We start from the raw sequence: 15,331 nt of genomic DNA on the forward strand, positions 1-15,331 counted from the left end.
AATTCGGCCAGCGTTTCAATTTACGTTTAGGTCACATTTGTTAATGCGGGTGCGATAGAACTGCGGTATCCCTAAGGTCTGTACCCTGCAGCCGAAGCGACCAAAGGCCCGCAACCCTATGAACCGATTAGAAATTGAAACCCTGATCAGCAGCGTCGCCCTTGGCGATCGTAAAGCATTTAATGCGCTTTATGATGCCACTAGCGCGAAACTTTTGGGGGTGTGCCTGCGTATCTTACATGACCGCGCCGCAGCAGAGGACGCCATGCAGGACACGTTTATCAAAGTCTGGAAAAATGCCGACCGCTTTGCGGTAAACGGCTATAGCCCGATGACGTGGTTGATCACGATTGCGCGCAATACGGCCATTGACCGGTTGCGGGCGAACAAACCATCTGTCGACATCGAAGATTATACAGACACGATCGCAGCATCTGGCCCAACCGCCGAAGGACAAGTGATCGCATCGGCAGAGGCACGGCGCATCACCAAATGCTTTGGCGAATTGGAACCAACACGCAGCGCGGCCATCAAAGCAGCCTACCTAGACGGTTTGCCATATGCCGACCTTGCCACGAAATTTAACGTACCTCTGAACACAATGCGCACTTGGTTACGGCGCGGCCTTATCGCACTGCGGGAGTGTATGTCGTAATGAGCAAACAAGCAGACATGACCCCCGACGACACCGAATTTGCAGCCGAATACGTTTTGCGCGTGTTGCCTGACGACGCCCATCGGGCAGCGGCGGCGCGTGCCGCGTCTGATCCTGAATTCGCAGCACAAGTGCGCGAATGGGAAGACCGGCTTGCACCGCTGACTGACGAAATCATGCCCGTGACCCCGTCCGGCATCGCAAAATCCGACCTGATGGAACGCCTGTTTGGTGTCGATCCGGCTCCGGGCCTTCTGGGACGGGTCGGGTTCTGGAAAGGTCTGACCGTCGTCTTGTCGGGTGCGGCAATCGCGTCAACGCTGATCTTGTTTGGGCCAACCGAACCTGTTGCCGTAGGGCCGACATATGTGTCCGAACTGGCCGCCGAAAACGATGATCTGCGTATCTTGGCAGTTTACGATGTCGGTGCTGAAAATATCCAAATCACACGGACATCAGGTGCCGCGAACGATGGTCGTAGCTTACAGCTTTGGTGTCTTGTCGATGGTGTCGAACCGCGCCCTGTGGGTGTTTTGACCGATGATCCGACCGCAACGATCCGCTTGCCCGCCGCGTGGTTCGATGGCGTCGATAACTGGAGCCTTGCCGTTAGTGACGAACCGCTAGGTGGATCGCCGACCGGTCTGCCAACTGGTGACGTCTTGGCTGTCGCGGAAATGACGCGTCTGTAACGCTTAAGCGCTTTCGAGCACCTCAAGGAACGCATCGCCAAAGCGTTCGGCGTATTTTTCGCCGATCAGCCTTTCGATCATCGTGCTATCCGCGCCGCGCAGTTGTGCGACTTTGGCCAGCAACGACGCATTCAGGCTCATCGGTTTATCCGCACCATGCGGGCCGCGTTGTAGGTCGGTCTGGACAGCCAGCAACCGATCATAAACGTCGCCTTCATTGCGACCAGCCAGCTTGCGGCGCTGCGGATGCAGCTGTTCTGCCTCGCCTGCGATCACCTCAAGAAACGCATTGCCGTAGCTTTCCAGTTTCTTCGCGCCGACACCGCCAATACGGGCCATATCGTCCAGCGTCATGGGACGCTTTTCGGCCATTTCGATCAACGTACGGTCGTTGAAAATGATATAGGCAGGGGCGTTTGCCTGTTCGGCCAGATAACGGCGCTTTGCTTTGAGCGCGGACAGCAGCGGCGCGTCTTCTTCGCTCACCATCTGGCGGACTTTCGGGCTCGTACCTTTTGCCGCGCGGATCGTATCACGGCGCAGTTCAATCGACGCTTCGCCCTTCAAAATCGGAATCGCCCCGTCCGTCATGCGCAGCGCACCATGCCGCGCAGGATCAGGCCGCATCAGATCATGACCCATCATCTGCCGGAAAATCGCCTGCCATTGGCGGCGGTCGTATTCCTTCCCGACACCATAAGTCGGCAGGCTGTCATGACCACGCTGGCGGATTTTGTCCGTATTTGCGCCAAGCAGAATGTCGATCAGATGACCCGACCCGAACCATTCTTCTGTCCGCAACGCGGCTGACAAGGCCATGCGCACAGGCGTGGTCGCATCGAAAATCTCGGCGGGTTTATCGCACAGATCACATTTGCCGCACGGCTCTGGATTTTCGCCAAAGTAACGCAGCAGATTTACGCGCCGACATCGCAGCGCCTCTGCCAACCCTAGCAACGCATTCAAACGCCCATGATCAGCAGCACGCCTTTCGGGTGGCGCAATCCCTTCGTCGATCTGCTGGCGGCGATACCGGATATCGTCGGGGCCAAACAACGTCAGCGTCTCAGCAGGATCACCATCCCGACCGGCACGACCGATTTCTTGGTAATACGCTTCAATGGATTTCGGCAGATCAGCATGCGCGACCCAGCGGATGTCAGGCTTATCGATCCCCATTCCGAAGGCCACGGTCGCAACCACGATCAACCCGTCTTCCTGCTGAAAGCGGCGTTCCACATCGCGACGTTCTTCGGCGTCCATCCCGCCGTGGTAATAACAGGCGGAATGTCCGACCTCGCGCAGCGCACCCGCCAGCGTTTCGGTTTTTGCACGCGTGCCGCAATAGACAATGCCGGACTGGCCTTTGCGCGCACTTGCAAAGTTCAGGATTTGGGCGCGGGGCCCGTCCTTCACTTGAAACGCGAGGTGGATATTCGGGCGGTCAAAACCATACAAAAACGTCGCAGGCTTTTCACCGTCGAACAGTTTGCGAATGATCTCTTCTTGGGTCTCGGCATCTGCCGTGGCGGTAAATGCGGCCAATGGCACATCCAGCGTCGCCCGCAGTTCACCGATCCGCAGGTAATCTGGACGGAAATCATGGCCCCATTGGGAAACACAATGCGCCTCGTCGACAGCAATCATGCTGACACCCGCACGGCGCAGCATATTAATCGTCCCGCTCGATGACAGACGTTCAGGGGCCATATACAGCAGCTTCAGCGTACCGGCTTCAAGCCCGCGCCAGACGGCGTCGGTTTCTTCATCCGTATTGCCGGACGTTAGCGCACCGGCCTCGACCCCCGCTTCGCGCAGGCCCCGCACCTGATCGCGCATCAACGCAATCAGCGGGGAAATCACGACAGTGACACCATCGCGGACCAATGCTGGCAATTGAAAACATAAGGATTTGCCGCCACCCGTTGGCATGATCGCCAGCGTATTGCGCCCATCAACAACAGCTTCGACAATGTCTTGTTGGCCGGGCCGGAAGGCATCGAATCCAAACACATCACGAAGTAGCGTGGTAGCGCCCATCGGGGAAATCCTGTTGTTTTTTGTTATCTGCTCGTTTGCCTAACAGTCTCATATGAATGCCCTCTAAACAAGGGCGAAGGATGCGGTGATACGCCGCCGCACCGCTTCTTTTGGTCATAAATACCTGCGCCGCAGGCATCGCATTTTCTAGAAAATGCGACTAGCGGGGGCTGGCCCCCGCGCGCGACATTTGCGGAGGCCAGTCCAGTTATTACGGACAGATGAAATCAGAGCCGCTCAATCGCAAGCGCGATGCCCTGACCGCCACCGATGCACATCGTGATCAAAGCGCGTTTGCCGCTGATGCGTTCCAGTTCATACATCGCCTTCACCGTGATGATCGCACCTGTCGCGCCAACCGGATGGCCAAGCGCAATCGCACCACCATTCGGGTTGACCTTCGTGGGGTCCAGTTCAAGGGCGCGATTAACTGCGATGGCCTGCGCGGCAAAGGCTTCGTTGGATTCGATCACATCGAAATCAGACGCCTTTAGGCCGGTTTTCTTCAACAGATTTTGCACAGCAGGCACAGGCCCGATGCCCATAACTTCTGGCCGTACACCTGCGTGGGCGTAGCCCAAAACGCGGAACGCTGGCGTCAGGCCAGCCGCGACCGCTGCCGCTTCCGTTGCCATAACAATCGCAGCAGCCCCGTCGTTCAGGCCTGATGCGTTGCCAGCCGTGACGCTGCCGTCTTTCTGGAATGCAGGACGCAGGCCTGCGAGTGCATCCAGTGTTGTGGCCTTTGGATGTTCATCCGTGGCAAATTCAACAGTGTCGCGGCGTTTGCGTACTTCGACCGGAACGATCTGATCGTCAAACCGACCTGCTGCAATCGCGGCGGCCGCACGTGTCTGGCTTTCCATCGCAAAGGCGTCTTGGTCTTCGCGTGTGATGCTGTGTTCACCCGCCACGTTTTCTGCCGTCACGCCCATATGGCCTGTCCCGAACGGACAGTTCAACGCGCCGAGCATCATGTCCTGGGACTTGATATCACCCATCTTCGCGCCCCAACGGGCGTCGGTCATGATGTAAGGCGACCGCGACATGTTTTCAGTCCCGCCCGCCAACGCGAAATCGGCGTCACCCAGCGACAGCGCTTGGAACATCGACACAATCGCTTGCACACCAGACCCGCATAAACGGTTCACGTTCATCGCAGGCACGGTATCCGGCACGCCCGCTTGCATCGCGGCGACGCGGCTGACGTACATGTCTTTGGGCTCTGTGTTGATCACGTGCCCGAATGCGACTTGGCCGATTTGATCCGCTGCAATGCCCGCACGGCTGATCGCCGCCTGCGCGACGGTCGTGCCAAGCGTGATCGGCGTCGTTCCCGCCAATGACCCGCCAAAGCCGCCGATCGCTGTCCGCGCGCCACCCAAAATTACGATATCCGTCATAGTAAATCCTCCCGTTTCGCCCTGCTTATCGCAAACACAGGCCAGCGCGAGGTAGGACGTTGGGTCATAAATCTTCACAACGCCCGCGACCTGCGCTTTCCTCTCGCCTCTGGCGTGTTAGGTCTGGGGCAAAGGAAGATGCCGATGCTGCTGAACGCGACCAATATTCACAAGACATTTCACACCGCTGATGGGCCGTTCGCGGTGCTGCGCGGTGTCGACCTGACATTAGACGCTGGCGAAAGCCTCGCGTTAACCGGTGAAAGCGGCAGTGGCAAAAGCACGCTGCTTCATCTGATTGGCGGTCTTGATACGCCAGATCAGGGGCAGATCATGATTGATGGCGTGGACATTGCCGCGATGGATGACACGGGTCGTGCGACGCTGCGGCGTGGCACCGTTGGCGTCGTCTTTCAGCAGTTCAACCTGATCCCAAGCCTGCGGGTCGCGGACAATATCGCGTTTCAGGCCCGTCTTGCGGGCACGAACGACACTGCATGGAACGCACACCTTGCTGATAGCATGGGCCTGACCCCGCATCTGCGCAAATATCCGGAACAACTGTCTGGTGGGCAACAACAGCGCGTGGCGATTGCCCGCACGCTGGCCCCGCGCCCCAAGCTGGTGCTGGCGGATGAACCTACTGGTAATCTGGACGAGGCGACAGCGGACGACGTCATGTCCCTGATGCTGGCGCTGGTTGCCGATACGGGGGCTGGCCTGTTGATGGTCACGCATTCCGACGCGCTAGCGGGGCGTCTCGCGCGGCGCGTTCATCTGCGGGCAGGGCAGGTCGCGTGACGCGGGCCGCCCTTTCTGCACTCCTGTCGCACTGGCGGCGCAATCCCTTGCAATTGTTCACTTTGCTGGCCGGATTGGCGCTGGCGACCGCATTGTGGTCCGGCGTGCAGGCCGTGAACGCAGAAGCGCGCGCCAGCTACGACAATGCCGCCGCGACCTTGGGCGAAGCCAGTTTTGATCAACTCGTGTCCAGCGAGGACGCACCGATTGCCCAAACCGATTATGTCGCACTGCGCCGCGCGGGCTGGCTGGTCAGTCCCGTTGTCGAAGGGCAGATCAACGGCGTTCGTCTGATCGGGATCGATCCGCTGACTGCGCCGGGTGGTCTTGGTCCCGTTGATCTTGTGGCAGGTGCGGACATTGGCGCATTTCTGTCGAGCAACGGCCAAATCTTCGGCACAGCTGACACAATTGCGGCCTTGGGCGCGTTGGACGTGGACGGCGTTATCACACCGGAAACCGCCCCGAATGTCGCCTATACTGACATCGGCGTCGCGCAGCGTCTTCTTAATCGTTCCGATCAAATTGATCTGCTTGTCGTTGCGGCTGACCAGCCCATCGTGCAAACACCACTGACAGAGATCGCCCCGAACCTGATCCGTCGTACCGCCCAAGCTGGATCTGATGTGGCGAAGCTCACCGATAGTTTTCATCTTAATCTCACCGCATTTGGACTGCTGTCCTTTGCCGTCGGCATTTTCATCGTGAACGGGGCGATTGGTCTCGCGTTTGAACAGCGCAGGCCCGTCGTTCGCACGTTGCGGGCGCTGGGCGTGCCGTTGAACCGTTTGATCGGGCTGATCGCGGTCGAACTTATGCTCATGGCGCTCGTTGCGGGCATCATCGGGGTGGCGCTTGGGTACGTCATCGCGGGGCTTTTACTGCCGGGGGTCGCCGCGACGTTGAACGGACTTTACGGGGCAGAGGTGGCTGGCACCCTGCAACTGCGCCCCAGTTGGTGGCTGTCAGGTCTGGCGATTGCGCTGGGCGGCACAGCCGTCGCAGCGGCAGGGGCACTATGGAAACTCAGCCGGATGCCATTGCTCGCCGCGGCACAACCCCGCGCCATGGCGATGGCGGCAGGACGCCGCGCGCAGGTGCAAGGCATATTGGCGGCGGTTCTAATCGGCACGGCAGTCATCTTGGCACTGACTGCACAGGGACTGGTCGCAGGTTTCGCCATGCTCGCGGCCCTTTTGATTGGCGCGGCGCTTGGTCTGCCTGTGATCCTTAGCGTTTGTTTGGCTTTCGGGGCGAACCGCGCCAAAGGCGTCATCGCGCAATGGTTTTGGGCGGACACGCGGCAGCAACTACCGGGTCTATCGCTCGCGCTCATGGCCTTGTTGCTTGCGATGGCGGCAAACGTGGGCGTGTCGACGATGGTCAGCAGTTTTCGCCTGACCTTCGTCGGTTTCCTTGATCAACGCCTCGCGTCGGAACTGTACGTCACGGCCACCGACACAGTGCAAGCCGACGCCATTATCGACCGGATCGCACCCGAAGTGGACATCGTCCTGCCCATCATGGCGGCCACAATCCCGCTGGAAGGCATCCAGACCGAAGTCTACGGCACCCGCATCCACAGCACCTATCGCGACAACTGGATCTTGCTGGAAAGCGGTGACGCGCCGTGGGACCGCGTTGAGGCAGGCGAGGCAATCTTGATCAACGAACAATTGTTCCGGCGGGCGGATTTGCGGGTCGGTGATACGCTGGACGTCGACGGCGAACCGCTGGTGATCGCGGGCGTTTATGGGGATTACGGCAACCCGATCGGGCAGGCTGTGATCGGCGAAGATATCTTCGCACGGATGTACCCCGACATCAGCCCGCTGCGGTTTGGCCTACGGATCACCGACGGCGATGTGGGTCGCGTGCGGATGATCCTAAACGAAGAGGTCGGCATCCCAGAGGCGAACATGATCAACCAAGCGGGGATCAAAGCGTTTTCGCTCGACGTCTTTGATCGCACCTTCATCGTCACAACAGCATTGAATGTGCTGACACTCGCCGTCGCTGGTTTCGCGATTCTGATGAGCTTGCTGACATTGGCCACGATGCGCGTCCCACAGCTTGCCCCTGCTTGGGCGGTGGGCGTGACGCGCAAACAACTCGGGCGGCTCGAAGTATTGCGTGCAATCTTGCTTGCGTTGCTTACTGCAGTCATCGCCTTGCCGCTGGGCCTTGGGCTAGCGTGGGCACTACTAGCGGTCGTGAACGTCGCGGCCTTCGGGTGGGAACTGCCGATGTATTTCTTCCCGTGGGATTACGTGAGGCTGTTCGGTTTCGCGGTTCTCGCAGCCGCTGTCGCCGCCCTTTGGCCCGCCATCAGGCTGGCCCGCACCCCGCCTGCTGATCTGCTCAAGGTGTTTTCCCATGAACGTTAAAACTATCTTCTTGGCGCTATGCCCGATCATGGCACAAGCCCAAGGGTTTGCCGGCCTCGGCGGTGACGCGGACGGGTTCAGCGTACCGACGCCGGATCCTGTGTTTGATTTCCCCACAGACCACGGTCCGCACAACGACTACCGCATCGAATGGTGGTATCTGACGGCGAACCTGCAAGCCGAAGACGGCACCGACTACGGCCTGCAATGGACGTTGTTCCGGTCCGCTTTGGCCCCCGAAGCAGGCGCAGGTTGGACCGCCCCACAACTGTGGATGGGGCACGCGGCTGTCACCACGCCAACCGACCACTACGTCACCGAACGGATCGGGCGCGGCGGGATCGGGCAGGCGGGTGTGACAGCGGACCCGTTTGAAGCATGGATCGACGATTGGACTTTGGTAGGGAATTGGACGACGCTGGACATGACCGCCAGTGGCCCTGATTTCGCCTACGACATGGACCTGACCGCGCAAGGCCCGCTGATCTTTCACGGCGACGCTGGCTATTCTGTGAAATCGGCGGGGGGGCAGGCGTCCTATTACTATTCTCAACCCTATTTCGACATCGCAGGTACGCTTACCTTGCCTGACGGGCAGGTCGCAGTCACGGGCAGCGCATGGCTCGACCGCGAATGGTCATCGCAACCGTTGGCCGCGGATCAAACTGGCTGGGACTGGTTTTCGCTCTCGTTCGATGACGGGACCAAGATGATGGGCTTCCTGCTGCGTCAATCCGACGGCAGTGCCTATTCGTCGGCCACTTGGATCGACAGCGATGGGACGACAACCGCCTACCCAGACGGTGCGTTTCAGGCCGAACCGCTGGCTATGTCCGATACCAGCGGCGCAACTGTTCCGACGACATGGCGGGTCCAATTGGCCGACAAGGGCGTCGATGCAACGGTGACGGCCATCAACACAGACGCATGGATGACAACATCAGTGCCCTATTGGGAAGGACCGGTGCGGATCACAGGTAGCCACACAGGTCGCGGATATTTGGAGATGACAGGCTATGAATAACTGGTGGGAAACGCTCGACGGGACACAGGCGCAGGTATGGGATCGGCTGACGCAAGGGGCGGCTGAGCGGGCGCATGTGGCATTAGGGACCGTCAGCATCGACGGCCAGCCAGAGGTGCGGACCGTGGTGCTGCGTGACGTCGATCCGAAAACACGCAACTTGGAACTCTACACCGATCTGCAGTCCGACAAAATCACCAGCCTGCGTAACAATCCAAAGGCGGCGATCCACCTTTGGGATGCTGACCTCGCGCTGCAAATCCGCGTGCAAGCTGACGTCGCGATATTAACCGGTGATGCGGTCATGGACCGTTGGAACGCCGTGCCGGATCATTCCAAAAACAGCTATGGGATCACGCCGGCACCCGGCCAGCCAATCCCCGAAAGCACCGCCTACACAAAGAAACCCGATCCCGCCGTCTTTGCCGTCCTATCCTGTCAGGCGACCCATATTGACACGGTATATCTCGGTGACATCCATCGGCGTGCGGCTTTCTCACAGGTCGGTGACTGGACCGGAAAGTGGCTAGCGCCGTAACAATCGCGCCGCTATCAAACGAGGCATGAATACACAGCTCCCCCAAACCCGTGATCTTGTTCTTGTTGGCGGTGGTCACACCCATGCGCTTGTGCTGCGATCATGGGCGATGAAACCGCTACCCGGCGTGCGCCTGACGGTCATCAATCCGGGACCAACGGCACCCTATTCGGGCATGCTGCCGGGGTTCGTTGCAGGGCATTACACGCGGGACGAACTGGACATCGATCTGGTGCAGCTTGGCCGCTTTGCGAGCGCACGGGTCATTCTTGGGGCGGTTGATCATATCGACGTGGCAGCCAAAACCATCAGCGTGCCGGGGCGTCCACCGATTGCCTATGACGTGACCGCCGTTGATGTGGGGATCACATCGACAATGCCGTCGCTGAAAGGCTTCACGGAAAATGCCATTCCAGCCAAGCCTTTGGGCAAATTCGCAAGCCGCTGGGACGCCTTCCGTGCAACGGCAAAGAACCCGCATATCGCGATCATCGGTGGCGGCGTTGCAGGAGCAGAGCTTGCCATGGCGATGGCGCATGCCCTACGCCGCGACGGGTCCGATGCCGCCGTGGTCCAGCTTGTGGATCGGGGCCGCGTCCTGAAAGATCTAGGGTCCGTGGCCAAAGGTAAAGTGCTCGCCGCGCTGGAAACTCAAGGCGTCACGCTCATTGAAAACGCAGACGTTGCTGAAATCGCGGCGCACGGCGTGATCCTGACGGACGGCACGCTGATCAAATCCGACTTCACCACCGGTGCGGCGGGCGCAAAACCGCATGACTGGGTGGCGGGGCTTGATCTGGACATCCACGAAGGCTTCATCACCGTCAACGACAAGCTGCAATCTAGCAATCCGGATGTTTTTGCGGTCGGCGATTGTGCGCACCTTAGCTTCGATCCGCGTCCAAAGGCGGGCGTCTATGCTGTCCGCGAAGCGCCGGTTTTATTCGATAACCTTCAGGCCCATTTGTCTGGGCGTGATCTGCGGGCGTATAAGCCGCAAAAGGATTACCTAAAACTGATCTCGCTTGGCGGGAAATCAGCGCTCGCTGAAAAGTTCGGAACGGCACGGCAGGGGCCGTTGTTGTGGAAGCTCAAGAACCACATCGACCGAACCTTTATGAACCAGTTCGACGGGCTCAGCCCGATGGCCTTGCCTGATCTGCCGGAAACGATCGCGCTGGGCGTGCGTGAAACGCTTGGTGACAAACCCATGTGTGGCGGATGCGGGTCAAAGGTCGGGCGCGGGGCGTTGCGGAACGTGCTGTCTCACCTGCCACACACGCAAAGGAACGACATCCAATCCGTCGCGGGTGATGATGCTGCAATCGTGCAAACGGGTGGCGCGACCCAAGTCATATCGACGGACCACCTGCGTGCCATGATCGACGATCCGGTCATGATGACGCGTATCGCAGCCGTTCACGCGCTGGGCGATATCTGGGCGATGGGGGCGCAGCCACAAGCCGCGACCGCAACGATCATCCTACCGCGCACGTCAGAGATATTGCAGGAACGCGCCTTGGCCGAAATCATGGCCACAGCGCATGATGTTTTCGCCGATGCAGGTGCCGCTATCGTCGGCGGACACACGTCGCAAGGTGACGCGCTGACTATTGGTTTCACGGTCACGGGGCTGGTGGACGGACAGCCGATCACGCTGAAAGGTGCCAAAAAGGGCGACGCGCTGATCATAACAAAACCCATCGGGTCCGGCGTGATCATGGCGGCAGAAATGCAATGCAAAGCGGCAGGCGCAGACGTCGCAGCCGCATTGCACCAGATGGTGCAAGGGCAGGCGGACGCGGCGGCGGTGTTAAAAGACGCGCATGCGATGACCGACGTCACAGGCTTCGGGCTTGCGGGGCATTTGGCGGGTATCTGCGAGGCGTCTGGCGTCGGTGCAGAAGTCACCTTAACGGACGTGCCGTTGATGCAGGGCGCGCGCACATTGGCAGAAGCTGGGCAGCAGTCCTCATTGTTCGATTCCAACAAGGCGGGTGTGGCAGGCGTTGAATGCACGAACTCCGCGCTGTCAGACCTGATGTTCGACCCGCAAACCGCAGGTGGATTGCTCGCCGCTGTTGACCCGTCACAAGCCGCTGATGTCATCGCAAAGTTGAAACAGGCCGGATATCCAGCCGCGCAGATCGGGACGATCACGGATCAGGTCGGGCGGATCATTCTGCGCGATTAATCAACGCGGAGATTTGATCTGCGGTGCGCCGCAACCCGTCGGAATCAAGCGTTTCGGCGGTGATCTGCCCCAGCAATTGGTGCTCTTGCAATCCACGTGCCTTGTCATAGGCGGGGTCGTAATGCGTTTCCATCAGCGACGCCGCGAAGTTTTGGAGATCACCAGACACCAGTGCCGCCTGCCAAGCATCCACAACAGCGTGGCCCCGAATATAGCGCATCGGTTGCAGGCGCTCAGACAGCGCAGTCAGATCCGTCGATACATCCGCGTATGCCTTGGCCAAGTAGGCAGCACGCGTCGCAACTGAGGCTGCGATCATCACACGCGGGGCGGCGCACATGGCTGACCAAACCGACGGGGGCAGGTTAATCCGACCAATCTTGCTGCTTTCTGCCTCGATCACGACGGGCATTGATGGATCACAGGCGATAAACGCCTGCGCAAGTGCCGTTTCAAACGCTTTCTGGGCTGGTTGCGGGGCGTCAGTACCCCCCAATAGCGACCCGCGATGGGCGGCAAGGGATTCCAGATCAATCGTCTGGATACCGCGGTCCCTAAGATGCCCGAGCACAGCCGTTTTGCCGGTGCCGGTGTTCCCGTCCATCAGAACAATCCGGTGCGGCAACGGCGCCTCATACAGATAGTCATGCACCAACCGGCGGTAGCTTTGATAACCACCTGCAATCGTTTCAGCGCGCCACCCGATTTGCTGTAAGATCGACGCAAACGACCCTGACCGTTGACCGCCCCGCCAGCAATAGACCAACGGCTGCCAACCACCGTCGTGATCGCGCAAAGGTCCGTCCAAATGATCGGCAACATTACGGGCCACCATCGCAGCCCCACGTTTGCGGGCGCGAAAGGCACTGTCACGGACATACATCGTGCCAATTTCGGCACGTTGATCGTTGCTGAGGGCGGGCAGATTGATCGCACCGGGGACGCGATCTTGCGCAAATTCCGCAGGTGAACGGACATCAATAATCGTGTCCGCGTTATGGTCTGCAATATCGTGAAGGGTCGCGAATTTGACGGGCATGGTGGCCTTAATCGGCTGGGATCAATGGCACCCTGCCAGTCTCGGTCAAGATATAACAGTCCCGACCGACAAACACGGCGGGGATCAACGGGCGGCCATAACCGGCACCTGCGTCCAGATCGACGCGATTGCCGAAATGGGTCGGTGCCTCTAGCGCTGTGTGGCCGTGCACGACAAGTTTGCCGTGATCGGTTTTATCGTCCAAGAACCCTTCGCGTATCCAAAGCAGATCTTCGGGGTCTTGGTCGGCTAGTGCGACGCCCGGCATGATGCCTGCGTGCACGAAAAGCAGATCGTCCGTTTCAATGGTCAGCGGCAACGCATTGATGAAATCAATATGGGCCTGCGGAACAGCCTTTGCTGCGGCCTGCTGTACCTGATCAGGTGTCAACGCACCAGCATCGGTTTGATAGTGCAGCAGTATTTCCTGTTCGCCACGGGTATGCGCCGCGAAAATGGCTTCGCCTTTAACGCCGTAGGACGCGATCGTATTGGTCCCGCCCAGACGTGGGTTCAGCCAGTTGATGCCTGAGGCGACACGCGGATCGTGCTGTTTGCCCATCGTGACGAAGTTGGCGAAGAATCGGTCGTGATTGCCCATGATGAAGCGCCAGTTTTTACCAGCCTTCTGACCCGCAATCAGACGGTCAATCACTGCGCAAGAATTCAGGCCACGATCGGTATAATCACCCAAGAACACGATTTCCGCGTCCGGACCGCCATCCTGTTCAATAAGGTCAAGCGCATGGTCGAGCATTTCGATCTGACCGTGAATGTCACCAATTGCGTAGATCATAAGGTGTGTCCTGAAATTGTAAGTTACACGCGCGGATAGTGCGGGAGCCTCCGGCGGGGATTTGGAAGACGTCAAAGAAGCAAAAGGGCCGCTCAATCAATGAGCGGCCCGCTTGGCTTACACCTCGAATTTGAGGGTTTTGATTTTCTGGAACAGGCCGGTATCTGCTAACGCCTTCAGCGCATCGGCTGGCACAGGTTCATCGACGTAAAGCATCGCAATGGCCTGCTCTTTCGCGGCGGACCGGCCAAGAGTAAAGTTCGCGATGTTGACGTCATGCGCACCAAGCGTTTGACCCAAGGACCCGATGATGCCCGGTACGTCTTTGTTGGTCGTGTAGAGCATATGTTCACCGATCTCGGCGTCGATGTTGATGCCTTTGATCTGGATAAAGCGTGGCTTACCGTCGCTAAACACTGTGCCCGCGATGGACCGTTCCATTTCGTCAGTCACAACGGTCACTTTCACGTAGCCGTCGAATGTGCCGGACTGGTCCTGCTTTGTTGTGGACACCTGAATGCCGCGTTCTTTTGCAATCACAGGAGCGGAGACCATGTTCGTATCCGGGTTCACCTTTTTCATGATGCCTGCGATGACAGCTGCTGTCAGCGCTTTGAGGTTCATGTCGGATGCTTCGCCGTCGAACAAGATGTTGATCGCTTTGATCGGCTCGTCAGTCACCTGACCGGCAAAGTTACCAAGGTGGCCGGACAGTTTGATCCATGGGCCCATGATCTTCGCTTCTTCTGCCGTGACGGACGGCATGTTCAGCGCGTTGGACACCGCACCTGTCAGCAGGTAGTCGGACATCTGTTCTGCGACCTGAAGGGCCACGTTTTCTTGGGCTTCGGTTGTTGCAGCACCAAGGTGCGGTGTGCAGACGACGTTCGGCAGGTTGAACAGCGGGCTGTCAGTTGCGGGTTCAACCGCGAAGACGTCAAACGCAGCACCAGCCACGTGGCCGGATTTCAATGCCTCAGCCAGTGCTTCCTCATCGACCAGACCACCACGGGCGCAGTTGACGATACGCACGCCTTTTTTAGTTTTCGCGATGTTTTCTTTCGACAGAATGTTGGCTGTCTGATCCGTGAACGGCACGTGCAGCGTGATGAAATCAGCGTTTGCCAGCAGTTCGTCGAGTTCGACCTTCTTCACGCCCATCTCGTTGGCTTTGTCTTCGCCAAGGAACGGATCGTAGGCCATGACTTTCATGGACAGGCCTTTTGCACGGTCACACACGATCCCGCCGATGTTGCCTGCGCCGATCACGCCAAGCGTTTTGCCCGTCAGTTCAACACCCATGAACTTGGACTTTTCCCATTTACCCGCGTGGGTAGATGCGGATGCCTCCGGGATTTGACGCGCAACAGCGAACATCATTGCAATAGCATGTTCAGCCGTGGTGATCATGTTGCCGAATGGCGTGTTCATGACAATGATACCGGCTTTGGATGCCGCTTCTTTGTCGATGTTGTCGGTGCCGATACCGGCGCGGCCGATGACCTTCAGGTTCGTGGCGGCCTCGATGATTTTCTGGGTCGCTTTAGTCGCAGAGCGGATCGCAAGACCGTCGTAATGCGGGATCGCGGCCAGCAGCAGGTCCTTGTCTTTGCCAAGGTCAGGCTGGAAATCAACGTCGATGCCTCGGTCTTTGAAAATCTGGACTGCGGCAGCAGAGAGTTTGTCGGAAATCAGTACTTTAGGAGCGGCCATTGGAATGGTCCTTCAACTTGTGTGATATGTGCCACCCCATCAGCGGGGT

Annotated in this window: 12 protein-coding genes; 7 read left to right on the top strand and 5 right to left on the bottom strand. The window is 58.8% G+C overall.

Going from position 1 to position 15,331, the window contains the following annotated elements:
• The first annotated feature begins 118 nt into the window (after positions 1 to 118).
• Positions 119 to 655: a sigma-70 family RNA polymerase sigma factor gene (locus K3729_04335; protein ID UWR00014.1), complete on the top strand. Its 537-nt coding sequence runs from the start codon at positions 119 to 121 to the stop codon at positions 653 to 655.
• Entirely contained in the window at positions 655 to 1,347 is a 693-nt protein-coding gene (locus K3729_04340; GenBank protein ID UWR00015.1) for an anti-sigma factor, read from the top strand. The genes K3729_04335 and K3729_04340 overlap by 1 nt, the downstream gene beginning before the upstream one ends.
• A 3-nt stretch (positions 1,348 to 1,350) precedes the next feature.
• Here the strand turns inward: K3729_04340 and recQ are convergent, their stop codons facing one another.
• The gene (gene recQ, locus K3729_04345) at positions 1,351 to 3,387 is read right to left on the bottom strand and encodes a DNA helicase RecQ (protein ID UWR00016.1); all 2,037 of its coding nucleotides are present in this window, start codon (positions 3,385 to 3,387) and stop codon (positions 1,351 to 1,353) included.
• A 227-nt stretch (positions 3,388 to 3,614) separates the two neighbouring features.
• Complete coding sequence (locus K3729_04350; GenBank protein ID UWR00017.1) at positions 3,615 to 4,790, bottom strand: acetyl-CoA C-acyltransferase family protein; 1,176 nt, start codon at positions 4,788 to 4,790, stop codon at positions 3,615 to 3,617.
• Between the two features lie 144 nt (positions 4,791 to 4,934).
• On the opposite strand from K3729_04350, the gene K3729_04355 reads away from it, so the two are divergent.
• From K3729_04355 to selD, 5 genes are read left to right on the top strand one after another with little or no spacing between them, the layout of a single operon-like run.
• Positions 4,935 to 5,591: an ABC transporter ATP-binding protein gene (locus tag K3729_04355; GenBank protein ID UWR00018.1), complete on the top strand. Its 657-nt coding sequence runs from the start codon at positions 4,935 to 4,937 to the stop codon at positions 5,589 to 5,591.
• Positions 5,588 to 7,978 carry an FtsX-like permease family protein gene (locus tag K3729_04360; GenBank protein ID UWR00019.1) on the top strand — a complete coding sequence of 797 codons (2,391 nt, stop codon included), beginning with the start codon at positions 5,588 to 5,590 and terminating at the stop codon, positions 7,976 to 7,978. Before K3729_04355 ends, K3729_04360 begins: the two co-directional genes overlap by 4 nt.
• The gene (locus K3729_04365) at positions 7,968 to 9,002 is read left to right on the top strand and encodes an iron ABC transporter permease (GenBank protein ID UWR00020.1); all 1,035 of its coding nucleotides are present in this window, start codon (positions 7,968 to 7,970) and stop codon (positions 9,000 to 9,002) included. The genes K3729_04360 and K3729_04365 overlap by 11 nt, the downstream gene beginning before the upstream one ends.
• On the top strand, positions 8,995 to 9,540 hold the full coding sequence (locus K3729_04370) for a pyridoxamine 5'-phosphate oxidase family protein (GenBank protein ID UWR00021.1): 546 nt from the start codon (positions 8,995 to 8,997) through the stop codon (positions 9,538 to 9,540). The genes K3729_04365 and K3729_04370 overlap by 8 nt, the downstream gene beginning before the upstream one ends.
• Before the next feature lie 25 nt (positions 9,541 to 9,565).
• Positions 9,566 to 11,734: a selenide, water dikinase SelD gene (gene selD, locus K3729_04375; GenBank protein UWR00022.1), complete on the top strand. Its 2,169-nt coding sequence runs from the start codon at positions 9,566 to 9,568 to the stop codon at positions 11,732 to 11,734.
• On the opposite strand, the gene mnmH is transcribed toward selD, so the two are convergent.
• The 3 genes from mnmH to serA all read right to left on the bottom strand — a co-directional run bounded on the left by mnmH (position 11,718) and on the right by serA (position 15,282).
• Positions 11,718 to 12,773 carry a tRNA 2-selenouridine(34) synthase MnmH gene (gene mnmH, locus K3729_04380; GenBank protein UWR00023.1) on the bottom strand — a complete coding sequence of 352 codons (1,056 nt, stop codon included), beginning with the start codon at positions 12,771 to 12,773 and terminating at the stop codon, positions 11,718 to 11,720. The two genes, selD and mnmH, sit on opposite strands and share 17 nt — an antisense overlap.
• Positions 12,774 to 12,780: 7 nt before the next feature.
• Complete coding sequence (locus tag K3729_04385; GenBank protein ID UWR00024.1) at positions 12,781 to 13,569, bottom strand: serine/threonine protein phosphatase; 789 nt, start codon at positions 13,567 to 13,569, stop codon at positions 12,781 to 12,783.
• 117 nt (positions 13,570 to 13,686) lie between these two features.
• Positions 13,687 to 15,282 carry a phosphoglycerate dehydrogenase gene (gene serA / locus K3729_04390; GenBank protein UWR00025.1) on the bottom strand — a complete coding sequence of 532 codons (1,596 nt, stop codon included), beginning with the start codon at positions 15,280 to 15,282 and terminating at the stop codon, positions 13,687 to 13,689.
• Positions 15,283 to 15,331 lie beyond the last annotated feature (49 nt).

Source organism: Rhodobacteraceae bacterium S2214, assembly GCA_025141675.1.
In the GTDB taxonomy this organism is placed as follows: Bacteria; Pseudomonadota; Alphaproteobacteria; order Rhodobacterales; family Rhodobacteraceae; genus Yoonia.